The sequence below is a fragment of the Burkholderia singularis genome (assembly GCF_001718875.1).
Lineage (GTDB): Bacteria > Pseudomonadota > Gammaproteobacteria > Burkholderiales > Burkholderiaceae > Burkholderia > Burkholderia singularis.
On the sequence record NZ_CP013448.1, the window covers coordinates 1,887,604 to 1,914,210 of the forward strand.

At 65.0% G+C, this 26,607-nt stretch carries 10 protein-coding genes; all 10 read left to right on the forward strand.

The window, feature by feature from the left end; translation table 11 throughout:
- The first annotated feature begins 288 nt into the window (after positions 1–288).
- A complete protein-coding gene (locus AQ611_RS08665; RefSeq protein WP_180978173.1) occupies positions 289–2,049 on the forward strand; it encodes a fatty acyl-AMP ligase in 1,761 nt (586 codons plus the stop codon).
- Positions 2,046–3,800 carry an acyl-CoA dehydrogenase family protein gene (locus AQ611_RS08670; protein WP_069234242.1) on the forward strand — a complete coding sequence of 585 codons (1,755 nt, stop codon included), beginning with the start codon at positions 2,046–2,048 and terminating at the stop codon, positions 3,798–3,800. The genes AQ611_RS08665 and AQ611_RS08670 overlap by 4 nt, the downstream gene beginning before the upstream one ends.
- Positions 3,797–5,590, forward strand: coding sequence for an acyl-CoA dehydrogenase family protein (locus tag AQ611_RS08675; RefSeq protein WP_231935777.1), 1,794 nt, complete (start codon positions 3,797–3,799; stop codon positions 5,588–5,590). Before AQ611_RS08670 ends, AQ611_RS08675 begins: the two co-directional genes overlap by 4 nt.
- Positions 5,571–5,888 (forward strand): acyl carrier protein, encoded by a 318-nt coding sequence (locus AQ611_RS08680; RefSeq protein ID WP_069235203.1) that lies wholly within the window; start codon positions 5,571–5,573, stop codon positions 5,886–5,888. Before AQ611_RS08675 ends, AQ611_RS08680 begins: the two co-directional genes overlap by 20 nt.
- Before the next feature lie 256 nt (positions 5,889–6,144).
- Entirely contained in the window at positions 6,145–6,948 is an 804-nt protein-coding gene (locus tag AQ611_RS08685) for a 2OG-Fe dioxygenase family protein (protein ID WP_069234244.1), read from the forward strand.
- Positions 6,949–6,997: 49 nt separating this feature from the next.
- Positions 6,998–19,516, forward strand: a complete 12,519-nt coding sequence (locus AQ611_RS08690) for a hybrid non-ribosomal peptide synthetase/type I polyketide synthase (RefSeq protein WP_069235204.1) — start codon at positions 6,998–7,000, stop codon at positions 19,514–19,516.
- A gap of 5 nt (positions 19,517–19,521) precedes the next feature.
- Positions 19,522–20,805: an MFS transporter gene (locus AQ611_RS08695; protein ID WP_069234245.1), complete on the forward strand. Its 1,284-nt coding sequence runs from the start codon at positions 19,522–19,524 to the stop codon at positions 20,803–20,805.
- 37 nt (positions 20,806–20,842) lie between these two features.
- Positions 20,843–21,049 carry an MbtH family protein gene (locus AQ611_RS08700; RefSeq protein ID WP_059513554.1) on the forward strand — a complete coding sequence of 69 codons (207 nt, stop codon included), beginning with the start codon at positions 20,843–20,845 and terminating at the stop codon, positions 21,047–21,049.
- A gap of 73 nt (positions 21,050–21,122) precedes the next feature.
- Positions 21,123–24,329, forward strand: coding sequence for a non-ribosomal peptide synthetase (locus AQ611_RS08705; protein ID WP_069234246.1), 3,207 nt, complete (start codon positions 21,123–21,125; stop codon positions 24,327–24,329).
- A gap of 549 nt (positions 24,330–24,878) precedes the next feature.
- Positions 24,879–26,594 carry a dihydroxyacetone kinase family protein gene (locus tag AQ611_RS08710; RefSeq protein ID WP_069234247.1) on the forward strand — a complete coding sequence of 572 codons (1,716 nt, stop codon included), beginning with the start codon at positions 24,879–24,881 and terminating at the stop codon, positions 26,592–26,594.
- Positions 26,595–26,607: the final 13 nt, after the last annotated feature.

Below are 26,607 nucleotides of genomic sequence, written 5' to 3' on the forward strand. Positions count from 1 at the left end.
AACTTTGCTGCAATAAAATCAGAAAAATTTTTTTTGCGCTTGGTGAATAAACCCGGTGAGCCGAGCGTTAACCAAGCATTGTGGATTTATCGTGAGACCGCGGTGCTTTTTCGCAAGCAAAATACTTCATTTTCCGCTTTCTTATTTGTCATTCTGATTCGCTCGTTGATTGCTTGATTTGTTTTCGGGGTCACATCAACAATCGATTTTGCTTGTTCGTGTTTGTATAAATGACCGATGGAGTAAAGCGTGCCGTCTAATTTTGCCGAACACATTAGTAATCAAGTAATTAGGTGTGGAAGCCGAAAGCATTATGTCTTCATGCATGGCAAGCCCGGCGATCCCGTTGGAGAAGAAAGGCTCGGCTATCACGAGCTGGATCGTCGTGCGCGGTCGATCGCGGCATGGCTGTCGGCGCGCGGCGCAAATTCGTGCCCCGTATTGTTGGCTTATCCGGAAGGGCTGGCGTTCCTGCAAGCATTCGTCGCGTGCCTTTACGCTGGGGTGATCGCCGTGCCGGTTCCGTTTCCAGGCGATGCGCGCAGCGTCGAACGAACGAAACGCATCATGCGTGATGCCGACATTCGGCTTGTGCTGAGCGCATCGGTCGCGCAAGCGCAGAGGCTGGCGCGCTGCCTCGACGATCCGAATATCGAAGCTTCGTTTCACTGCGCAGCGACCGACGCCGTCGACGACGCCGGTGCAAGTGCGTGGCAAATGCCGGATATCGGTCCGTCGTCGATTGCGTTTTTGCAGTACACGTCCGGTTCGACTGGAGAACCGAAGGGAGTCGCCGTCACGCATCGCAATTTGCTGCATAACGAAGCGCAGATTCAGCGCGCCGTCGCAAGTAACACCGACAGCGTGGTGACCGGATGGCTGCCCCATTTTCATGACATGGGGCTGATCGGCATGCTGCTGCATCCACTATATGTGGGCTGCGATTGCGCGTTCATGGCACCGTCCACGTTTCTCAGGCGGCCTGTCCGATGGCTGGAGGCCGTGACGCATCACGCCGCCACGATTACGGTTGCACCCAACTTTGCATACGACCTATGCACGCGAGCCGTCCGGGACGAGCAGCTCGCCGGGCTCGATCTGTCGACATTGAAAGTGGCGCTCAATGGCGCTGAGCCGGTTCGTGCGCGAACGATCGAAGCATTCTCCACGCGCTTCGCAGCGGTCGGTTTTGCATCGAGCGCGTTTGCGCCTTGTTACGGGATGGCGGAAATCACGTTGCTTGCCACCGTCAATCATGTCGCGACCCCTCCAGTGTTGCTCGATATCGACGCCCGATCACTCGAACGTAACGAGGCCGCGCCCGCAAGGGCCGACGAGCCGGCATGGCGGGTGGTCGGCAGCGGCCGCGTCGTCGATCTCGATTTGCGCATCGTCGATCCGCAAACGCATGATGTGCTGACGTGCGGCCGAATCGGCGAAATCTGGTTGCGTGGCGACAGCGTCGCGCACGGCTACTGGGGGCACACTGATATCAGCGGCGCGACGTTCCGGGCCGAGACTGCCACTGGAGAAGGGCCGTACTTGCGCACCGGCGATCTCGGCTTCGTGCTCGATGGCGAACTCTTCGTAACCGGTCGCCTCAAGGATCTGTTGATCGTCAACGGCCGCAATCTGTATCCGCAGGATATCGAACATTTCATCCGCGAGCTGCACCCCGCGCTGAGTGCGGGGATGGGGGCCGTGTTTGCGGTCGATGCGGATGGCGAGCGCGTTGTCATTGTGCACGAGATCAAAGAAGCGCTTGTAGCGGAAGCGGAGGGCTTATCGGCGGCGGACCTGTCTGTTCATATCAAGGCGGTTGTTGCCCGCGAGTTCGACATTGCGGCTCCGAGCGTGGTGCTCGTGCCGCGCGGCACCGTGGCGCGAACGACGAGCGGCAAGGTGCAGCGGGGCCTGATGCGCGAGCGTTTTCTGACGGGGCGGCTGCCTGTGTTGCAGGAAGATATTCAGATGCAGGTTCGGCAACGGCTTTCGAGCGAATGCGGCGAGGTCGCGCATGCATCGCGTCAATCCACGGCGCTCGCATGAATTACGCTCCGTTCGCATTGGCAAGCGCATTCGATCGATATCTCGGCGATCCGTTCAATCCGCAGAACGCTTTTTCCTACGCGCGATGCGCAACATTGGATGGGCAGGAACGCTTTCCCGACGCCATCTGCGCAAGCCTCGATCAATGGGGACTGCCCCGCTATTACGTGCCCGAGGCGTTTGGTGGCATGTTGCGAGATTTCGAGCAGCCGCTGCAGTTGATCCGGATGCTGGCGCGCCGCGATCTGACCGTCGCAATCGGCCACGGCAAGACGTTTCTCGGTGCGGTATGCGTCTGGGTGGGGGCAACGGCTGACCAGGCATGGCGAATCGCCGGACGTGTGTGCGATGGCGCAATCGTGTCATGGGGGTTGACCGAGCGCGACCATGGCAGCGATCTGCTGCATAACGAAACATGTGCCGAAACCCGCCCCGAAGGCGACGTCGGCTATCGGATCTCCGGTGAGAAATGGCTCATCAACAACGCCACGCGCGGCGAGTTGATCAGTGTGCTTGCGCGCACGTTGCCGGAGGGCGGCCCACGCGGTTTCGACATGCTGCTGATCGACAAGGCTGCGCTGGAAGACGGCAGCTTGCGTTATTTACCTAAAGAACGCACGCACGGAATTCGCGGCGCGGACATCAGCGGCATTGCATTCGATCATGCGCGAGTTCCGAACGATGCGCGAATCGGATCGCGCGGCGCTGGCCTCGAAATCGTGCTGAAGGGTTTGCAGCTCACGCGAACGCTGTGCGCGTCGCTCTCGCTCGGCGCTGCCGATCATGCACTGCGGCTCGCAGTTCGCTTTGCGCGTGAACGCAGCCTGTACGGCCGCACGCTCGCCGAATTGCCGCTTGCGCGACGCACGCTGATCGACGCTTATGCCGATCAATTGCTCGCCGAAGCAGTCGCACTCGTCGGCACGCGAAGCATCCAGGCGTTACCCGGCGATATGAGCGTGACTTCGGCCGCGGTCAAATACCTGGTGCCGACGCGCACCGAAGCGATGCTCGATACGCTCGCTGACCTGATGGGCGCGCGTGCATTTCTCGTGGACGTCTATGCCGACGGGATGTTTCAAAAGGTTTATCGCGATAACCGAATCGTTTCGTTGTTCGACGGAAACACGCTCGTCAATCTCAATGCGATCGTCAACGAATTTCAGACAATCGCGAAACGGTATCGGCGGGGCGCGGAGGCGGCACCGGCCATCGTGTTCGATTTGACTGCGACGCTACCCGACTTTGACCGCAATGCGCTGAGTCTGATTGCGCGTGAGGGATGCCGCGTCGTCAACGCTTTGCCCGCATTGCTCGAAAGCATGGCCGAGCGCGCCAAGCGCGAGCCGGAGCTGGATTCGCTGACCGTGTTGACTCGACGGCTCGTGGCAGCCGCAGACGACGTGCATCAGCAGATGCTCGACAGCGCGCCGGTGCGCGTGCGCGTGCCTGTCGAGCAGTTCGAGCTTGCGAAGCGCTATGCGCTTTGCTACGCGGGAGCCGCTGGGCTCGGATTATGGCTGCATATGGCAGATCACGTTGATGCCGGCGAGGTCGCATCGATATGGCGCGAAGGGCGGTGGCTGCGGGTTGTATTGCAACGTGTGCTAAGCGAGCTTGGCCATACCGTCGATTTTGACGAAGCTGCCGGTGAAGCGCTTTGGCTTGCATTGTCGTATCAGTACGATAACGATCGACTGTTCTCGCTATTGCCGTGCGGGCTCGCGAAAGGCAACGGAGGGTCGGTGTGAGCGCCAATCCAATCACGGCGCCATCGGCGCGAGGTTTGGGCGACGCTGCGGCGCGCGATGGCGGTTCCGATATCGAGCGAATGCTTGGCGATCCATTCGATCCCACCAATCCGCTCGGTTATGCGCGGGTTCTGGAAGCCGACGAACGCGGAACGCTATGCGAGCAGGCGGAGGCTGTGCTCGAGCGCTGGGGCATGAACGCCGAATTCGTGCCGAGGCGTCTGGGCGGACGGTGGGACACGGCGGACGAGATGGTGAGGCGCTTGCGTCCGGTGTTTCGTCGCGACGCCGCACTCGGCATCGGCTATGGCGTCTCGTCGTTCGTGGCGGCCGTCAACGTCTGGGCCGGGGGATCTGCCCGGCAGCAGCGTGAACTAAGCGATCTGTTATTGAGCGGCGGCAAAGTGTCGGTGGCATATCACGAGCTTAGCCACGGGAACGATTTCCTGCGTAATGCGTTCCGGGCTTATCCGGATCACGACGGAAACCTTTTGCTCGACGGCGTCAAAGAAGTGATCAACAACGCACATCGCGCGGACGCTTGGGTCGTGTTCGCGCGTACCGACGAAAAATCGAGCGGGCGCAGCCATTCGATTCTGTTGCTCGACCGACAGCAACTTCAATCTGCCATCGATGCAGGCGAGCTGGAAATACTGACGCGTTATCGCACGGCCGGCGTGCGTGCATGCCATCTCGCGGGCCTGAAGTTTTCGCGTTGTCGAGTGCCGGTCGGGCGAATCGTCGCATCGCGCGGTTCGGGGGCCGAGATCTCGCTGCGTTCGTTCCAGGTCACGCGAATTGTGTTGCCGGGCATGGCGATCGGCATGCTGGATACGGCGCTGCGGGTAGTGGTCGGCTTTGCACGCGAGCGCAGGCTGTATGGTGCGCGAGTCATCGAGTTGCCATATGTGCGCAGCGCGCTGAGCGACGTCATGGTGGATCTTCTGAGTGCTGATTGTTTGGTGCGGGCTGCCGCTCGCAGCTTGCATCTCGTCCCTGCGCATGCATCTGTCTATGCCGCCACCGTCAAATATCTCGTGCCGCTGTTGTTGCGAGAAAGTATGAATACGTTGTCGGTCATACTCGGTGCGCGCGCGTATTTGCGTGACGGGCCGTATGCCATTTTCGGCAAGATGATGCGCGATTTGCCGATCGTGAGCGTCGCGCATGCTGGTGGCACGGCGTGTCTGCTCACGCTGCTTTCGCAATTGCCGGCGCTTGGGCGTCGGGCCGCACGTCGCGCGGGAGCCGCGCTTGAATTGTTCGACGAGCATGTGCCGTTGCCGCCGTTCGACTTCGATGCGCTGACCATCGCGGCACATGGCGAAGACCGGTTGCTCGATACGCTCTCCAATGCATGCGACACATTTTCTTCAACCGGTGAACGCAATACGTCTATCGAACGTCTCGTTCGCGATCTCGCGACGGCTTGCGACGAGCTTCGTATTGCGTCGGCGTCATTGGCGCCCAGTGAGACAGGTCCGGGCGCTCACCCCGATAGCTTCGCACTCGCTCAGCGCTATGCGTGGCTCGCGGCCGCGGCCGCTTGCGTGGGGGTATGGCAGGCGCAGAGGGCGACGACGGAGCAATCGTTTGTCGGCGAATCTGCCTGGATTGTCGCGGCGTTATCCCGTCTGCAGGCGCGGCTTGGGCGGCCGAAGTCGATTTTGTCACCGGATATTCACGACGCGGTCATGTCGGAGATCGTCGCACGCGTCGATGCGAATCGCTCGTTCTGTCTACATCATGCCGTACTCAACGGAGGTGCCGATGTCCCTGAAAACGATTGAACCTCAAACGCCCGATCTCGCGAATCTCGACAGCTCGTCGATCCAGCAATGGCTGACGGAGCGGATTGCGCGTTATCTGCAAATTTCGCCGGAGGACATCGGACCTCGCACGCCGCTGGACACGATCGGACTCGATTCGGTCTATGCGCTTGCGTTATGCGGCGAGATCGAGGAAACGCTGCATTGTGTCGTGGAGCCCACGATCGCATGGGATTTTCCAACAGTTGCCGAAATCGCGCAGGAACTCTGCAACCGGCTGATGGCGGATGGCGCAGACGTCATGGCGAGCGAGAAATGATGGGTCCGTCTGGACGCAGGATGGGTAAAGGTCGTGCCTGTCTTGGCGAGCGTCACGGCCAAACGCTATCGGTCTAGATGCTTATCGGATGCCGGATGCGAATGGAATCCGGGTGGGCATAGTCGGAAATCCAAAATCAGTTGATTCAATTTTGACCGTGGAATCTCGCCTATTTAGTTAGAAATACATAGTAATTGGAGTGGGCGATTCAGTGCGTGAGTCGTTTTTCTCCAAATTCCAAGTTCGGGATGAAAGCATGCAAAGGATCGAAGAGGGAAGTTTTCCAGCCGACCCGCGTGTGGATTCGGAGATCGGCAATGCTCTGCGCACGATGGGCTGGGCGACGTTCGACCACGCGGATCTGATGCTCTGCGAGGTTGAGCGGCGGGAACTGGATCAGTTGGCGCGTTATGCGCAGACCTTGCCGCTCGACGGCTTCGGTGGCGACGGCCGGCATCGCTGTTATGCCGAAGCCGTATTGACGCCGTCGACTCGAACCTTGCGCTGGAAGCCCGGCATCGTAGGCGACGGCGGCAAGGTCGAAATCGAATATCAGCAGGCAACCGAATTTCAACCGGAATATGGCGGCGTGCGCCGCCGTTTCCTGCGCACGAGTGATCGCGTATTGCAGTTTTCGTTGATTCACCGGCTGATCTGGTTCGACTTCGATCTGACAGGCTGGACGGGCGGCGATGAGCCGCTGCAATGCGGCTTTCATCTGGTTCGGCTCAATGCGCTTCCCGGCAAGCCGTCACGAAGCACGCCAGACTGCCTGCACCGCGACGGCCAGCCGTATACCGCGGTTCATCTGGTCAATCGTAGCGGCGTGTCGGGTGGGCTCAACTATATCGCCGCGCCTCGGTATGCCGGCGAGCGCATTACCGACGTGCCCGCCGATGCGCTCACCACTTTCATGCTGACCGAGCCGCTCGACAGCTACATCATCGATGATGCCGCCGTTTGCCATCACGTCAGCCCGGTCGTCTGCGCGCCCGGTGCGAAATCGGGTGCACGCACGGTCATGCTGATCGATTTTTCGCCGATTCCTCTTGCGTCGTGAGCCGTTCCAAGCGCCATTCTCATTGCTGATCGAATCGGGAAATCACATCATGAATCACCGCTTACCCCATTTTCAGGCTGACGATGCGCCGACGCCGCTGTTCGACGCGAACGCTGACGGTTCCTTTACGTCTCCAGTGTTGCCCGCGACCGCTGCTCAACGCAGGCTCTGGCTCGTCGAAAACGGCGATGTGCGTGCCGCGACCTATAACGTGCCCGCGGCGTTCAAGCTGACCGGCCGCCTCGACGGCGCGGTACTCGAACAAGCACTGGCATTCATGCAGCAACGGCATCCGGCCTTGCGTTCGCGCTTCCATACGCACGACGGCGAATTGCGGATCGCGCTTGCGTCGACGCTTGCCGCGTTCGCGCGTCAAGATATCAGCGTACTCGATCCCGAAGCTCGGCAAGCGGCGGCCGATCGGCTGTGCGCGAGCGAGGCAGACCACGTTTTCGATTTGGCGCATGAGGCTCCGCTTCGCAGCCTTCTGATCAAGCTCGCCGAAAACGAGCACGTTTTGTTCGTCAATGTGCATCACATCGTGTTCGACGATTGGTCAGTCAGAATTTTCTTCCGTGAACTCGGCGTCGTGTATCACGCGCTGTTGTCGGGCGCCGATCCGGAATTGCCTGCTGTCGATTATGCGGCGGCCGTGGCGCAGACAGTGGTCGACGATGCCCGGTGCGCGCGTGCGCGGCAATACTGGAAAGCGGCGATGTCGGATGCGCCGACGCTCCACAAACTGCCGACCGATCGGCCGCGTCCGTCCGAGCAGCGCATGCTCGGGGCGGTATCCAAGCACGTGTTCAGCCGCGTGCTTGCCGAGCGGATGCGCAAGCTCTGCCGCAGCGCCGGCGTGACGCCCTACATGCTTGGCGTGGCGGCGTTTTCCGCGTTGCTGCATCGCTATTGCGGCGAAGATCAGATCGTGATTGGCAGTCCGTTCGCCAATCGCTCGACCGAAGCGCAGCAAAATCTGATTGGCTTCTTCATCAACCTGATTCCGCTGCGCGTGCGATTCGACGATCGCGTCAACTTTATCGACCTGCTGACTCAGGTGCGGGAGTCGTTGCTGGATGCATTCGAAAACGCGGCGCTGCCGTTTGATCAGATCGTCGAAGCGGTGCGGCCCATGCGCTCGGCAAGCCACGCTCCGGTGTTTCAGGTCATGTTCGACTACCTGAAGGGCAGCGGCGGGATGCTCGCGCTTGACGATGTCGAAGTGCAAGGCACGCTCGTTCATACCGGAACGTCGAAATACGATCTCACGGTATCGATGGAGGAAACGCCCGACGAACTGGCGGCGATCGTCGAATACGACACCGATCTTTTCGATGCGTCCACCATCACGCGCATGATGACGCATTTCGAACGGTTGCTCGAGAGCTTGCTTGCTTCACCCGGCGCGGCGATTGCCGAGGCTGCATTGCTTCCGGCGGCGGAATTGGCGCGGGTGCGCCGGTTTACCCGACCGGACGAGCCGCTCGAGCACATTCCGTTCTTGCCCATTCCTCAACGATTTCGCGATGCCGTCGAGCGCGCGCCACACGCGCAAGCCGTGGTGCATGACGAAGTCCGTCTCACCTACGACATGCTCGACCGCCGTTCCGATGCGCTTGCGAATGCGCTGCGCTTGCGTGGCGTGACGAAAGGCAGCCGTGTCGCATCGTTGCTTACCTATTCCGACAAGCTGATCGTTTCGTATTTAGGCATCTTGAAGGTCGGCGCGGTATATCTGCCGCTCGATCCCGCCGATCCGCGGCGTCTGGAAAAAATCGAGGATGCCGCACCCGTCGCGCTCGTCTCGACGAGACGAGATCATGCGAGCCTCGGCGCGCAGGCCGCCGTCGTTGCCGTGTTGCTCGACGACGTGCTCGAAGGCGCGATGCTCGCCGACGCTCCGCGCATGGATCTTCCCGTGCTTGCCGAGAACGATCCCGCCTATGTGATCTATACGTCGGGATCGACCGGCAAGCCCAAGGGCGTGGAGGTTTCGCACGGCAGCTTGAATGCGTCGTATCACGGCTGGCATCGCGCGTATCGTTTTGGCAAGCCCGGGCATCCTGTCACGCTGCAGCTCGCCGGCATGACGTTCGATTTGTTCATCGGCGATGTCAGCCGGACACTGGCATGCGGGGGCAAGCTCGTCATGCCGCCGCGCGAGTGGCTGCTCGACGCTGCGCGGCTGCACGCGCTGATGCTTGCCGAACACGTGTCGTTCGGCGATTTTCCGCCGGTGATATTGCGCGAGCTGATTCGCCATTGCCAGGAAAACGGCGTGCGTCTCGACATGCTCGACACGCTCGTCTGCGGCGCCGACGTCTGGTTCGGACACGAACTGCACGCGGCTCGCGCATTGTGCGGCCCGCATGCGCGAGTGCTCGGCTCGTATGGCGTGACCGAGGCGGCTATCGATAGCTCGTACTTCGATCCCGATCTACATGAGTTGGCGCCGGGCAGCGTCGTGCCGTTGGGGCGGCCGCTGCCTAGCTGCGATCTGCTGATCGTCGATCCGCTGCTGCAAATGACGCCGATCGGCGTGCCGGGCGAACTGCTGGTCGCGGGTCCGGCGGTAGCGACGGGCTATCTCGGCAACGAAGCGCTGACGGCGCAAAAATTTCTGCGCGGCCGTATCGGTGACGACGCACGCGTGATCGTCGGCGAAGGCGATACGCGGTTCTATCGCACCGGCGATATATGCCGGTTTCTCGACGACGGCACGATCGACTTTCTCGGCCGTCGAGACAACCAGATCAAAATACGCGGTTTTCGCGTGGAGCTGGGCGAGATCGAGGGCGTGCTTGCCGCGCATCCACAGGTGCGTCAGTGTGCGATCGTCGTGCGGGACGAAGCGTCGGGCGATCCGATGCTGGCGGCCTTCGTGGTGAGCCACCTTGGTGTTGACGAGTTGCGCGGATATTTGCGAGGCCATCTGCCCGCGCACATGTTGCCCGCCGTGATCGAGCCGCTCGACGTCATGCCGCTCACGCCGAGCGGCAAGATCGACCGCAACCGGCTCAAGACGTGGACGCTGAGCGCGTCGGACGTGCCTGAGCAGCAACAAGCGGCGACCGACGTCGAGCGCCGCTTGCTGGCGCTGTGGCAGGAACTGCTGGCAACACGCGTGCCTGGCGTGCACGAGAACTTTTTTCTCTGCGGCGGACATTCGCTGGCGGCGGCGCGCTTGGCGTCCAGGATCAATCAAGCGTTTGGCCTCGATCTGAGCATTTCGAGCATTTTCAATCATCCCACGGTAGCCGAGCAGGCGCGGCTCGTCGAGCAGCGAGCGTCTCGGATCGCGACGGGCGACGCGCCGCATACGCCGTTGGCGATGCCGTCGAAGGAAGTCGCGGAAGACGCTCGCTTGTTGTCGTATTCGCAGCAGAGCCTGTGGTTGGCGGCGAAAAGACAGCCCGACGATTTCAGCTACAACATTCCCATGGTGTGGCGCTTCGATGGGCCGTTGAATTCACCCGCGTTGGAGCAAGCCGTCAACGATGTCGCCGCTCGGCACGATGCGTTGCGCACGGTGTTTTCGACTCATGTTGAGAGCCTAGTCGGCTCCGACGGAAAATCGTTGCAGGAGCCGGTTCAAACGCTATGCGAGACATTGCCGATCCGTTTGCGGCGAATCGCCGTCGCGGCGCCCGAGGCGGCGAATTTGCCGGGCTTGCTGCAAGACGAGCATGCTCGTGCATTCGATCTGCATGCAGGACCGCTGGTGCGCACGGCGCTGTTTGAGATTGGACCTGACCGGCACGTGTTCAGTGTGACGATTCACCATATCGTCATCGATGGTCCGTCGTTTGGTTTGTTCTGGCGCGATCTGCAAACCGCTTATAACGCGAGAGCCGCCGGTGACGTGCCCGCGTGGGGGCGGCCTGTGCGGCGCTATGCGGACTTTGTGAGTTTGCAGCGGCAACAGCTGCGCGGCGAATCGGCGCGGCGGCAATTGCATTACTGGCGAGACCGGCTGCGCGATTTGCCTGCCGCCATTACGCTTGCGCATTCCGTCGATGCGCAAGCGGCGCACGCTGGCAGTCCGCAGTCGCTCACATTCGAATTGCCCGCCGCTCTGGCAGCCGGCATCGCGGCGCTTGCGCAGCGCACGCGCTGCTCGCCGTTCATCGTGTACTTCGCACTTTTTGCGGCGGCATTGCGTGAGCAGACGGGAGATTCCGATTTTGCGATCGGTACGCCTGTGTCGTTGCGTCCGCAACATGGCTTCGACGACGTGCTCGGTTTTTTCGCGAACACCATGCCGCTGCGCATGCGTTTCGACGGACTTACCACGTTCGATCGGGTGCTGCGGTATGTGCGCGAACACTGTCTGGATCTCTACGAAAATAGCGGCATTCCGTTCGAGTGGCTGGTGCAGGAGCTGAACCCGCCGCGCGCGCCGGGGCGCAACGCAGTGTTTCAGACCCTCTTCTCGTGCGAATTCGACGATGCCGGCCTGCAACTGGCGAACATCGACGCGAGAGCGCTGCCGATCGACATTTATTCGGCGAAGCTGGATCTGGAAATGGCGGTTCATGCAACGGGCGGCCGCGTGCTGTGTCATTGGATGGCGCGCCCCGGATCGTTCGACGCGGATGCATTGAATTCGATGCAGCGCCACTTTTTGAATGCGGTGCGCGCGGCGTTGCGGCCGGACGTATTTTCTTCGCCGCTCGATGCGTCGCCATCGCTGCCGGCCGGTTACGCGGCAATTCCATCCGGGCCGGCGAACGATCTCTACACGCTCTTCGCGCGCAGCGTCGGACCATTCGCGGACAACGTCGCGCTCGACGCTCCGGCGCTGCGCGTGAGCTATCGGCAATTGGCGGCGCAGGTGGCGGCCGCTGCCGAGGCGCTGACGGCGCAGGGCGTGCGCCGCGGCGATCGCGTCGGCATTTTCGCCGGTCATCATCCGCACAACGTGACGGCGATGCTGGCGATCGCGTGCGTGGGCGCGGCATTCGTGCCGATGGACCCCGAGCATAAGCCGCAGTGGAATCGCCACATCGCGAACGATGCCGCGCTCGCGGCACTCGTGAGCCACGCCGGCACGGCCGACGCGGCGCGCGAATTCGGTCTGCCGATGGTCGATCTCGATGCGTTGTCCGCTTGCGGCCAGATCGCGCAATGGGTGCTGCCGTCTCGTGATGCGTATCCGGACGATTGCGCATACGTCATCTACACGTCCGGCTCGACCGGCTTGCCGAAAGGCGTGGCGGTTTCGCACCGGAGCGTGTGCCGTAACGTGCTGGCGATGACGGACATCATGGGCGTCACGCCGCGCTCGCGAATCGCGCAGTATGTGTCGCCTGTCTTCGATGTGGTGCTGGGCGAGATCTTTCCGGCGCTTGCCGCCGGAGCGGCGATCGTGTTCGGCGAGCGCCGCAGGCTTCTGCCCGGACCGGCGTTGATCGATTGGCTGACGCAGCAGCGCATTTCGCATTGGTGGATCGTGCCGTCCGCGTTGGCGATGGTGCCTGAGGCCGAGCTGCCGGCGCTTGGCGTGATCATCGCGGCGGGGGAGGCGTGCCCACCGGAACTCGCGCAACGCTGGGCGAAGGGCCGCCGCCTGCTCAATGGCTACGGGCCGACGGAGGCCGCGATCGTTGTGTCGTTGACCGACTATCACGCCGAGCGGGAACGTCTGATCCTGCGTCCGATGGGTGTCGCGCAACTCCACGTGCTCGACGATGAATTGCAGCCGGCTGACGTTGGCATGGCGGGCGAGCTTTTCATCGGCGGCGAATGCGTCGCGCAGGGCTACCTCGGGCTGCCGGCGCGCACTGCGGGTTCGTTTATCGCGAATCCGTTCGATGCCGGACAGGGCGGGCGTATGTATCGCACGGGCGACGTGGTGCGCCGGCTCGACGGCGGTGCGATCCAGTTCATCGGCCGGGTGGACCGTCAGGTGAAGATCCGCGGCTTTCGCATCGAGCTTGACGCGGTGCGCGCGGCGCTGATGGAAGTGCCCGGCGTGCAGGCGGCCGAGGCGCTCGCGCAGCCGGACGGGCAAGGGCAGCCGTTGCTGGTCGGATACGTGGTCGCGCGCTGCACGAAGACGGCGCTGCTCGATGCGCTTCGGCGCAAGGTGCCTGAGGCGATGGTGCCGTCGAACGTGGTGTTCCTGGATGCGCTGCCGACCGGCAGCACCGGCAAGACCGACTTGAAAGCGCTGAAAGCGCTGGCGGCCAATGGCGCGCCGCTTGCGGTAGCGACGGTGCCGAGCGCGCCGCCCGACGCTTCGCCCGCTCGGACGCTGCAACGCGTGCGCGAGATCTGGTGCACGTTGCTCGAGCGCGACGATATCGGCGATGACGAAAATTTTTTCGATGCGGGCGGACATTCGCTGCGTGCGGTCGCCTTGCATCAACGCATGACGGAAGCGTTCGGCGACGGCTTGGCGCTGACCGACGTTTTCGAGTATCCGACGATCGCCGCGCTCGCGTCGCGTCTCGATGCATTGCGTAGACAGCGCGGCGATGCCGCGCCCACCCACGCGCATGCGGGCATCGAGCCCGGCGACGATGCCGATGCGATCGCGATCATCGGCATCGCCGGCCGCTTTCCCGAAGCGCCGGACCTCGCGAGCTTCTGGCAGCGCCTGCTCGCCGGCTATGAGGCAGGCCGCCCATTGAGCGATGCCGAACTCGACGCGCATGGCGTGCCGCCCGAACTGTATCGCCAGGCGCATTTCGTGCGCCGCTTCAAGGAACTCGAAGGCAAGGCCGATTTCGACGCCGGCTTCTTCGGCTATTCGCCGCGCGAGGCGCAGGTGATGGACCCGCAGCAACGGATCTTTCTCGAACTCGCGTGGCAGGTGTTGGAGGCGGCCGGCTACGGCGATTCCGGCCGGGTGCGTTCAGTGGGCGTGTTCGCGGGCGCGGCATTCAATTACTACCTGGTACAAAACGTGATACCGAATGCCGAACGGCTGCGGCTCGAACCGGGCCAGTGGCTGATCGGCAACGACAAGGACTTCATCGCCACCCGCACCGCGTACAAGCTCAATCTGCAGGGGCCCGCGCTCAGCATCGGCACCGCGTGCTCGTCGGGGCTGATGGCGGTTCATCTCGCCTGCGCGAGCTTGCGCAACGGCGAAACCGAGATGGCGTTGGCCGGCGCGCTCGCGCTGGACCCGGACCAAGTCGGCTATCTCTATTCGGAAGGCGGCATCATGTCGCCGGACGGCCGCTGTCGTCCGTTCGACGCCGCCGCGGCCGGCACGGCGGCCGGCAGCGGCGGCGGCGTGGTGCTGTTGAAGAAGCTGGACGCCGCATGGCGGGACGGCGACACGGTGTATGCGGTGATCAAGGGATCGGCGGCGAACAACGATGGCGGGGCGAAAGTGAGCTATACCGCGCCGAGCGTCGCCGGTCAGGCAGCGGTCATTCGCGAGGCGCTGCGTGCGGCCAAGACTCCGGCCGAAAGCATCGGCTATGTGGAGGCGCACGGCACGGGCACGCCGCTTGGCGATCCGATCGAGGTGCGCGCGCTCGCTCAGGCGTTCGCCGACGAAACCGCCTCCGGCGCGTTGCCGCACGGGCAATGCGGGATCGGTTCGGTCAAAGGCAACATCGGGCACCTGGATGCCGCGGCGGGCATCGCCGGATTGATCAAGACGGTCCTCGCGCTGCACCACGAAGTCATTCCGCCCAGCATCAACTGCCACACGCCGAACGCGCAGATCGGTTTCGACAAGACGCCGTTCAGCGTCGTTCAGCGTGCGCGCGCATGGCCGAGAGCCGGCGCGCCGCGGCGCGCCGGCGTCAGCTCGTTCGGCGTCGGCGGCACCAACGTCCATGTGGTGCTCGAAGAAGCGCCGCGCGCGCGTCGCGCGCCGGCGCACGAGCCGCCGCGCTGGCATTTGCTGCCGGTTTCCGCGCGCTCGCAAAGCGCAATGCGCGAGCAATGGCGGCGTTTGCGCCGCGTGCTGCCCGGCACGCGCATACGGGATGCGGCCTATACGCTTCAGCTCGGCCGCACCGCTTTCGAGCATCGTGGTTTCGCGGTGCTCGACGAAGCAGGCGACGTGAACGAGCAGTTGAATCGCATCGACGCGCTGCCGGCGTTCGAGCGCCGGCACGCGCCGCCCGTCGTCTTCATGTTTCCAGGCCAGGGCAGTCAGCATCCGGGCATGGGGGCGGCACTGTATCGGGCAGGCGGCGTGTTCCAGGCCGAAGTGGATCGCTGTGCGTCGATGCTGCGCGAATCTATCGGGCAGGACATCCGGTCGCTGATGTTCGACGGTGATGCGTCGTTGCTGAAGGAAACGCGCTACACGCAACCGGCCCTTTTCACGATCGAATATGCGCTCGCGCTGCAATTGCAAGAATGGGCAATCGTGCCGCAGGCGATGATCGGCCACAGCGTCGGCGAACTTGTCGCGGCGGCGGTGAGCGGCATGATCGCGCTGCCCGATGCGTTGAAGCTGGTCGCGACGCGCGCCGCGGCGATGCAGCGCCAGCCGGCGGGCGCGATGCTCGCCGTGCTCGCGGGCTCCGACGAATTGGCGGATCTGAATCGTTCCGGCTGTGAAATCGCGGCGATCAACGGGCCGCAGCAATTCGTGCTGGCTGGGACCGTCGATCAGATCATTGCGCTCGAGGATGCGTGCATCGCAGCGGGAGTCGCGTGTCAGCGCCTGGCGACGTCGCATGCGTTCCATTCGTCGCTGATGGCCGGCGCCGAGGCCGAAGTCAATCGCGCGAGCGCGCGCATCGCGCGCAGCGCCGGACGCATTCCGGTGATCTCGAATCGCAGCGGCCGCTGGCTGAATCAGCAGGATCTGGCAGATCCCGGCTACTGGGGCGCGCATCTGCGCCAACCCGTGCAGTTTCATACGGGCGTCGGCACGCTGCTCGATGCGCTCGATCAGCCGATATTCGTCGAAGTGGGGCCGGGCCGCGCATTGGGCAATCTGATCGGCGGCTGGAGCCAGCTCGGCGCGCCGCGTATCGTCGCGACGCTGCCGCACGCGCGCGACAAGCGCCCCGACATGGCGGCGCTGCTGCAAGGCGTCGGCACGCTGTGGGCGCAAGGCGTGGACGTCGATTGGCCGCGAATGCATGCGCCGGGGACGGCGCGGCGAATCGTGCTGCCCACCTATGCGTTCGAGCGCAAGCGTTTCTGGCTCGATCGGCCGGCCATCGCAGCGGCGAACGCATCGGTATCGGCCTCGGCGTCGGCGTCGGCAAGCAGCGTTTCGCACGGTACCGGTGAGGTGCCGATGCAATGTGAAGCAGACGACGGTGGCGGGCGCATCACGGTATCGTTCACGCTGCATGAGCGGCTCTGGTTCGTTGACGAGCACCGGATCTTCGACGGCGCGAGCGTGCTGCCCGGCACGGCGTGCATCGAACTCGTGCGGCGCGCGTTTGCGCTGAAGCGGCCGGATATCGCCACGGCGATGCGCGACGTCTATTTCCCGTCCGCGCTGATCTTGCAGGACGGCGAGCAGCGCCGCATGCGCGTGAGATTCGAGCCGCGTGACGACGCAGCGGATTTCGTGCTCGAATCGCTCGATGAAACAGGCGAGGGGACCGCGCACGCGAGCGGCCGCATCGGCCGCGCCGCCTTCGCACCGGTCGCGCTGGAATCGCCGGCCGCGCTTTGCGAGCAGTGGCACTTGGCCGAGGTGGACGATGCCCGCGCGCGGTTCGCGCAGGCGTTCGCGGATTACGGGCCGCGCTGGCGCAGTGTCGATGCGGTTTGGCTTGGCGGCAACGCGGGGCTCGCGCGGCTGAAGCTGCCGGCCGCGGGCCACGGCGATTTGCCGGCCTTCGCGCTGCATCCGGCGCTGCTCGATGTGGCGAGTGCATTCCTGCCCGTCTGCTTGCGGCCGCATGACGAGTCGATTCCGTTCCGTTATGAGTCGATCGAGATGCATCGGCCGTTGTGCGGCGAGTGCTACAGCCTGGCGGTGGAGACTGCGCCGAACGTGTTCGACGTCACGCTGTTCGCCTGGGACGAGGCGGCGTCGCGCGCGGACGTCCTCGTCACGATTCGCGGCTTCGGCCGTCGCGAGCCGGCGCGCCGTACCCGCGACGTCACGCAGTGGTGCCGCACGGTCGAATGGATCGACGCGCCTGCAGGCCGTGCGCTGCCGGCAGCGCGCTGGCTCCTGTTCGGCGACGAATGGGCCGCGTTCGCGCCCGCGAACAGCGTGCTGATCCGCCACGACGATGCATTTCGCCCGCTCGGCGGCAACCGCTACGGCCTGCGCGCGGGCAACAAGGCTGATTGCGAGCGCCTGGTGGCGGAGCTTGCCGCGCGTCCGGACACCCCGCTGCACGTGGTGTACGGCTGGTGCGCGGCGTCGGCGGCCGATGTCGATGGCGCGTTCATCGGTCTGATCACCTTGCTCCAGGTGCTGGGCGCTCGACGGCTGGATTGGCGCGTGTCGCTCGTCACGAAAGGCGTGCGCGCGGCGCGCACGCTCGACGCTTGCGCGGGCGCGGCTTTGGCCGGATTGCTCAACGCAGTGCGCTGGGAATATCCGCATATCGTCTGCCGCCACATCGATCTCGACGACATGCACGATGCCACCCTCGCGGCCTTGCAAAGGGAGCTGTCGTCCGAGCCTGCGATGCTGCCCGACGCATCGCCCGATTTGCCGAGCAGCATCACGCTGGTCGACGGACGGCGTGAAGCGGCCAGCCACGTGCCGCTGGCCACGGCTTCGCGAGAAGACGTGCTGCGCGATGGCGGCGTTTATCTGATCACCGGCGGCGCGACCGGCGTTGGCCTCGAATTGGCGATGCATATCGCGAGCCGGCGGCGCGATGTCGGACTGGCGCTGCTCAGCCGCTCCCCGCACGACGAAAATGCCGCGCGGTTCGCGGCGTTGGAGGCGGCGGGCGCGCGCGTGCTGCGGCTTGCCGCCGACGTGGCCGACGCCGGGCAGCTTGCCGGCGCGGTACAGGCGGCGCGCGCGCGATTCGGACGCATCGACGGGGTGATCCATGCGGCCGGCGTCGAAGCGAGCGGGCTGATCGAGACCGGCACGCCCGATGCGTGGCGGCGCGTGCTGGCCGCGAAAGTGGACGGCGCGCGGCACCTGTTCGACCAGTTCGCACACGAGCGGCCCGACTTCGTGCTGCTGTGCTCGTCGCTTGCCGCGGTGGTCGGCGGCCTGGGTCAGGCGGACTATGCTGCTGCGAACAGCTATATGGACGCGCTCGCGCGATATTGGCGACAGCGCGGCATGCCGGCCGTCGCGGTCAATTGGGATACCTGGGCGCAGACCGGGATGGCCGTCGCACACGCCGAGCGCAGCCGCCGTCCAAGCGGGCACGGGCCGGCGCTGCGGGGTCTGCGCAATCGCGAGGGCTGTGCGATCTTCGAGCTGGCGCTTGCGCACGACGTGCCGCAACTCGTCGTCAGCAAGGCCGGCTTCGCAGCAGGGCCGGCGGCGCGCATGCCGCGGCGCGCCGAGCAGGCGGCCGTCCCCGAGCCCGGCTCGGTCCGGCAGGCACTCGTTGCGTTGTGGCAAGAGTTGCTGGGCGTCGATCACGTTGAAATCGACGATGATTTCTTCGATCTGGGCGGTCACTCGCTGCTCGCGACGCAACTGATTTCCCGCGTGCGCGACCAATACGCGCGTTGCCCAACGCTTGGCGAGTTTCTCGAGGAACCGACGATCGCGCGCATCCTGCGCTCGCTCGGCGACGATACCGGCCAAACGGCGCGCGCCGACGAAACGGTGCGCTATTGCCTGGTGCCGATGCACAAGGCCGGCGCGCAGGCGCCGTTCTTCTGCATTCCAGGCATGGGCGGCAACATCACGCAGTTGCTGCCGCTCGCGAACGCGCTCGATGCGGACCGGCCGGTGATCGGCCTGCAATATCTCGGCCTCGACGGCGTGCACGAGCCGCATACGTCGGTCGAGCAGATCGCCACGCACTATGTGCGCTGCATGCGCAGCGTGCAGCCCGCAGGGCCTTACTACGTCGGCGGGCATTCGCTCGGCGGCAAGATCGCTTACGAGATCGCGCGTCAGTTGCAGGCGGCGGGCGACGAGATCGGACTCGTCGCGATGTTCGATTCGGCCGCGCCGCCCTATTCGTTCGTGCCGCATCAGGACGACTTCGAGATCGCCAGCATGATTCTCGGCGTCTTTGCGTACTACTCGGGCAAGATGGAAATGATGGCGGGCATCGACGAAGCCGCGCTGCGCACCGCGTCGCGTGAACGGCTACTGGCGTTCATGAGCGAACGGCTCGCGCGGTTTGGCGTGGTGCAGTCGCAAAGCGATACGAGCGCGATTCGCGGACTGTTCAACGTGTATCGGGCCGCGGCGGATTTCTCCGCGCTTTACGATCCGCCGCACGAGCCGCTGCCGATTCCGATGATGTTGTTCAAGGCGACGCAGCCCCTGCCCGACGGCATCAATCTGCCCGAAATCCGCGAGACGCCGGCGTGGGGCTGGGAGAATTTCACGCGGCTGCCCGTGCGGACGTGCGAGGTTCACGGCAATCACTATAGTTGCCTGATGGGCGAGCATGTCGGGCAGATCGCCGGTGCGCTGCGGCACGCGTTGTCTGCGGCGCGGCGCACCGTGGAGGCGTGACGGTCATGGATAGCCATGAACAGACGATCGGTGCCGCTTCCATGGACGCGGCCGCAACGGCGCACGCCCATCCCGGCATTTCGAGGGACGTGTGGATCATTCTCGCCACGCTGGCCGTCGACGCCGTCGGGCTCGGCGTTGCGATTCCGGTCTTGCCGGATCTGCTCGCGGCCGTCGGCGCGCGGCCGGCGCAGGTGCCCGTGATGCTCGCAAGCCTGATCGCATGCTTCTACTTCATGCAATTCGTGTTCGGGCCGCTGGTCGGCTCGGTCAGCGATTCGTGGGGCCGCCGTCCGGTCCTGCTGCTCGCGCTCGGCGGCTGCGCGGCGAGCTATGCGATCGGCGCGACCGCGCGTGGCTACGGCTGGCTGCTCGCGGGCCATGTGCTTGCCGGCATCACGGCGTCGAGCGCCGCCGTGGCCACCGCGTACCTGGCCGACGTAACGCCGCCCGCGCTGCGCTCGCGCCGTTTCGCGCTCGCGAGCAGCGTGCTCGGGCTCGGGCTGATCGCCGGGCCGGCCTTTGGCGGGCTGCTGGGCGCATTAGGGCCGCGCGTGCCGTTCATCGCAGCGGGGGCGGTCGCGTTGCTGAATTTCGTCAGCGCGGCGTTCTTTCTACGCGAAAGCCTGCCGGCACAACGGCGCGTGCCGTTCTCGTGGGCGCGTGCGAGCCTGGTCGGCAGCCTGCGTCTCGTGCGGCGCGATCGCGTGTTCCGCAGCCTGCTCTGCGCGGTGTGCTGCGGGATGATCGCGTATGGAATCTATCTGTCGTGCTTCGTGCTCGCCAACACAACGCGCTTGGGCTGGGGGCCGCGTGAGAACGGTTTTGCATTGGCGGGTCTTGGGCTCGGCATCACGTTGACGCAGACGTTGCTGCTGCCGCGCCTGGTGACTCGATTGGGCGAGCACCGCACCGCATTGCTTGGCTTCGGCTTATTCGTGCTGGCTTACGGCGTCTACAGCCAGGCCGATTCCGTCGCGCTGATCGTCGTGGCGCTGGTTCTGCATTCGCTGTCGTTGATCAGCGATCCGAGCGTGCGCAGCCTGATCTCGGTGCATGCCGGCGCGCAGCGTCAGGGCGAGTATCAGGGCGCGCTGGTATGCCTGACGGGGCTGGCGTCGTCGATTGCGCCGCTGCTGGGCGGCAAGCTGTTCGATTACTTCGCTCGCCCCGGCGCGGCACTGTTTTTTCCGGGTGTGCCGTTCATTTTTGCCGCGTTGCTTTATGCGCTCGCCATGCGGGCGGTCTGGCGCGCGATGCGCGGCCATGCGCGGACGGTTCGCGAATGATCCGCTTCTTGTTGACTGACGCTTGGAGGATGTGCGCATGACCTCTTTACTCGACGATCCCGACGGTGTGTTTCAGGTGCTGATCAACGGCGCCGGGCAGCATTCGCTTTGGCCGGCTGAACTGCCGATACCCCAGGGCTGGCACAAGGCGTTCGGCGACGATACGCGCCAAGCGTGCCTCGATTACGTCGAGGCGCGATGGACCGATCTGCGGCCGCGCGGCGTTGCCGCGAACGGCACATGAGCGCGGTGCTTCACCGGCTGGCGGGCATGCGCGGCGTGCCCGCTTTTTCTCGACACAGGATATCGATTTCGCCATGAACATGCGACACCCATCGTTTCGCGCGTTGCTGCCCGCGCAGCGGGAAATCTGGCTGGCCGAGCAGCTTCGCCCGGACACATGCGTCTACAACACGGCGGGCTATGCCGACATCGGCGGCCCGGTCGATCACGGCCTGTTGCAGCAAGCGTTCAGTCGGGCCATGAATGAAGCGGACAGCCTGCGCGTGACGTTTTCGACCGATGGCGACGACACGTGGCAAATGCCGGGCCGCCCACGGCAATTCGACCTGGCGTTCGTCGACGTGAGCGGCGACGCATCTCCACCCGACGCGGCGCTCGCATGGATGATGCGCGACATGCGCACGCCGCCGAACCACGCAACGGGCCCCTTGTGCAATAGCGCGCTGTTGCGGATCGGCGAGCGGCGTTTCTTCTGGTATCTGTGTGCGCATCATATTGTCACGGACGCCTACGGCATGACATTGCTCGTGCGGCGCACCGCGCAGATCTACAGCGCGCGCGTGCAGCGCACGGACGCGGCGGCGGCGTGGTTCGGCACGCTGGACGACTTGATCGAAGACGATCGCGCCTATCGGGATTCGGACGCGTTCGCCGCCGATCAGGCTTATTGGCGCGCGCGGTTGATCGAGCGGCCGCAGCCGCACAGCCTGTCGCCGGTGGCATTGCCGGGGCAGTTCGCGCCGGCAGGCGGGTTTCACCGGCAATGGGACGAGTTCGACGCCGCGACGAGCGACCGGATGCGCGCGATGGCGCGCGACAGCGCGCAGGGTATGCCGCCGTTGCTGGTCGCGCTGATGGCCGCTTATCTGCATCGAATGACGGGCCAGCGCGATGTCGTGCTCGGCTTGCCCGTCACCGCGCGCCAGAGCCGCTTGTTGCGCAACACGCCGGGCATGGTCGCGAACGTGTTGCCGTTGCGCGTCACGTGCGATACGGCGACGACTTTCGCCGTACTTTACGCGCAATGCGCCGCCGAGATGCGCGCATCGCTGAGGCACCAGCGCTATCGCGGCGAAGCGATGCTGCGCGATGCGCAGCAGTTTGCGCCGGGCGAGCGCCTGCATGCGCAGAACGTGAACGTAATGGCGTTCGAGCCTGCGCTTCGGTTCGGCGAACAGCTTGCGCAGACGCACAATTTGTCGAACGGACCTGTCGACGATTTTTCGATCACCGTCTATGACGGCGGCGTGGGCCGGCCCATTCGCATCGCGTTCGACGTGAACGAATCGTTGTACACGAACGACGATCTGGCTGCGCATCGCGAGCGCTTCCTGCGGCTGAGCGGCGCGCTCGTGACGGCTGCGCAGCGCCCCATCGCCGACGCGCAGCTGCTGACGCCGGCGGAGCACCACACGCTGACCGGCGCGCGGGATACGCCGGACTCGATTGCATCGGCCGATACCATCGTCGAGCGCTTCGCGGCGCAAGCCGCCGCGAGCCCGGCCGCGATCGCGCTGGTGGACGGCGGCCGGCGGATCAGCTATGCCGAGTTGAACGCGCGCGCCAATCGGCTGGCACATCTGCTGATCGGCTCGGGCGTCGGGCCGGAAGCGTTGGTCGGTCTGCACATGGCGCGCTCGGCCGAACTGATCGTCTGCATGCTCGCGATACTGAAGGCGGGCGGCGCATACGTCCCGCTCGATCCCGCTTATCCGGCTTCGCGGCTGGCGTTCATGCTCGCCGATGCCCGTCCGACGCTGTCGCTGACCACGCGTGCATACGCGGCGCAATTGCCGGCGCGAACGCCGACGATGCTGCTCGACGATCCGGCGCTGCAATCGGCGCTGCAGGCCGCGCCCGCATGCGATCCCGTGTTGAGTCCGCCGCTGCGTCGGGAAAATCCCGCCTACGTGATCTACACGTCTGGCTCGACCGGTCAGCCCAAGGGCGTGGTGATTACGCATCGCAATGTCATACGCTTGCTGGACAACACGCGCGCGTGGTTCGACGTCGGCGCGGCGGATGCGTGGACGTTGTTTCATTCGTTCGCTTTCGATTTTTCCGTCTGGGAGTGCTGGGGCGCGCTGCTCAATGGCTGCCGGCTCGTCGTCGTGCCTTATGAGGTCAGCCGCTCGCCCGTGGAGTTCCTGGCGCTGCTGGCCGACGAGCGTGTGACCGTGCTCAATCAAACGCCGTCCGCGTTCCAGCAGTTGATGCAGGCTGACGAAGCACGTCCGGATCTGAGCGCGCGGCTCGCGTTGCGGTATGTCGTGTTCGGCGGCGAGGCGCTCGATGCGCGCTGCCTCGCGGGCTGGTATGCGCGCCATTCGGAAACCGCGCCGCGCCTGGTCAATATGTACGGCATTACCGAGACGACCGTGCACGTCAGCTATCTGGCGTTGAACCGCGCGGTGGCGGCCATGCCGGCCAGCAGCCTGATCGGGCGGCCGATACCGGACTTGCGCGTGTATGTGCTCGACGCGGCGTTGCGCCCCGTGCCGGCGGGCGTGCCGGGCGAGCTGTACGTTGCCGGGGCGGGCTTGGCGCGCGGTTATTTGTCGCGTGCGTCGCTGAGCGCGCAGCGTTTCGTCGCCGATCCGTTCGGGGAGCCAGGCTCTCGCATGTATCGTACCGGCGACGTGGCGAGGTGGCGGCCCGACGGCGCGCTGGATTTCATCGGCCGCGCCGACAATCAAGTGAAGGTGCGCGGATTTCGGATCGAGCCGGGCGAGATCGTTGCGCGGCTGATGCGGCATGCGTCGGTCGCGCAGGCGGAAGTGCTCGTGCGGCATGACGAGGCAGGCGACGGCCGCCTGATCGCATATGTGGTGCCACGCGGCGGCGAGACGGTCGATCCGGCGGCGCTGCGCGGTTTCGTGGCCGCCGAGATGCCGGAGCACATGGTGCCTGCCGCGATTGTCGCGCTCGATGCGATGCCCTTGACGCCGAACGGTAAGCTGGACCGTGCCGCGCTGCCTGCACCCGTCGTCGTGGGAGCGAGCCGACGCCAGCCCGGCGGCCCGCTCGAGCAGCAGGTGTGCGCGCTGTTCGCCGAGTTGCTCGACGCGCAAGCACTCGGCGTCGACGACAGCTTCTTCGAACTCGGTGGCGATTCATTGCTCGCGATGCGTGCGATCAACAAGCTGCGCCAGCTTTTTGGCGTCGAGCTGACGATTCGCGACCTGTTTGCCGCGCCGACGGTTGCGGCTTTGAGCCGGCGGCTCGATGCGCAATTGGCGGACGCGCACGCCGCGGACGAGGCGACGCTGACCGCGCGATAAAGCGCACGGGCGCGGCTTGCGCGCGCCAATTCGGCCGCGGATGATGCGCCCGGCGCCGACAGTGCCGATTCGTCCGTTCGCTTCGCCGGGCCGCCGCGCCGCGAGCGTTGTGCGAACGGCTCGTTCGTTATGCCGATCCGCTCGTCGCCGCGTTCGGGTACCCGCATGCGGTCATTCAATCGCCGGTTTCGGATCCGGATGCGGACTATGTGACGTCGCTGCTGCGTGCGGTCAATTGAGCCGCTCCGAACGAAGCCGGGGCGATGGGCGCTTACCGAATAAGGGGACGTCACGAATCCGCGCGACGATGGCGCCTGAAAATACAATGTCACGCCGACGGCGGCGCAGACATCGCGCTCGGCCGGCGGTAGCCTGTCGCCGCCGGTAAGCGGGCGGCGCACTATCGGCGCCTTGTCCGGGATGGCACAATCCGAGCAACGAATCGATCCTGCGTTCGGAGCGGGGATGCGGCGCGCGCAGCACCGATGGGTTGCGCGCGCCATGCCCACGCGAAGCGCCGCCTTCACTCATTGTCCGGGAATCGTTGCGATGAAAAAGCTCATCAATCGTCCAGCCGACGTCGTGCGCGAAATGCTGGAGGGAATCGCGCGGCAGACGCCGCATGTCGCCATTCTCGGCGACGAGAATGTCCTGATTCGACGGGATTTGCCGCAGCCGGCACAGCGTCCGGTCGCGATCATCTCCGGAGGCGGCAGCGGTCACGAGCCGGCGCACGGCGGTTATGTGGGCGCGGGCATGTTGAGCGCGGCCGTTTGCGGCGAGGTCTTCACGTCGCCGTCCACCGACGCGGTTCTGGCCGCGATTCGAGCGACGTCGGGGCCGAACGGCGCGGTGCTGGTTGTGAAGAACTACACCGGAGATCGCCTCAATTTCGGCCTGGCGGCTGAACTGGCGCGTGCCGAAGGCATTCCAGTCGAGGTCGTGATTGTCTCGGACGATGTATCGCTGCGCGGCATCACGCCGCGCGAACGGCGCCGCGGTATCGCCGGAACCGTGCTCGTGCACAAGCTGGCCGGCGCGGCGGCCGAGCGCGGGCTGGCGCTGGCCGACGTGGCCGCCGTCGCAAACGAAGCGGCATCCAATCTCGGCACGATGGGCGTGGCGCTCGACGGCTGCACGATGCCCGGCGTCGAGCAATCCGGCTTCAGCCTGGCCGATCATGAAATCGAACTTGGATTGGGGATTCACGGCGAGAAAGGGGTGAAGCGTGTGTCGCCGATGCCGGCGGACGCATTGGCCGACACGCTCGTTGCGAACATCGCGGAAGATCAGTCGATTGGCGGCGGCGACCGGGTGGCGTTGTTGGTAAACGGCCTCGGCGCGACGCCGGACATGGAGCTGAGCATCGTGCTGCGCGCCGCTTACGACAGCCTGAGCCGGCGCGGCGTGATCGTCGAGCGTGCGTGGGCCGGCACCTTCTTGTCGGCGCTCGACATGCCCGGCTGCTCGGTCTCCGTGCTCAAGCTGCATGACGGCATGCTCGAAGGGCTGGATGCTTCGACGCAAGCGCGCGCATGGCCGGGCGGCGGCGTGGTGAACCGGAATATCCGGATCGCCCCCGCCACGACGGGCGCCGGCGACGCGCTGCCGCCGTTGACGGCCGATGGCCGCGCATGGGCCGACCGGCTTCGCCCTGCGTTGCATGCGGTTGCCGGAACGCTGATCGACAACGAGCCAAGATTGACCGAACTCGATTCCCTGGCCGGCGACGGCGACCTGGGCGCCAGCATGCGGCGGGCGGCAAACGCGATACTCGAATTGCCGCTCGAGGCTTATGGCGCGCCGGCCACCGCGCTTGCCGCGCTGGGCGCGGCGTTGCGCCGCGCGATCGCCGGCAGTTCCGGGCCGTTTTATGCGACGGCGCTGTTGCGGGCCGCCCGGCAGCTTGCCGGCGTGTCCGAGCCGAGCGCGCGCGATTGGGCAAGCGCGTTTAGGCGGGGTGTCGAAGCAATCGGCGATTTGGGCGGCGCGAAGCCGGGGGACCGCACCATGCTCGATGCGCTCGTGCCCGCCGTCGACGCTTTCGATCGCGAACTGTCGGCAGGCAAGAGCGCCGCCGACGCTTGGACGGCGGCAGTCGACGCCGCGCAGCAGGGGGCGCAGGAAACCGCAAGCATGACGCCGCGAGCCGGACGGGCCAGCTATCTGGGCGAGCGCGCCGTCGGCTCGCCCGATGGCGGGGCGGTTGCCGTCGCGTGCTGGCTGCGCGCATTGCTGCCGCATGTTGCGCAGCGGGCCGGCTGAATTCCGTGTTCCG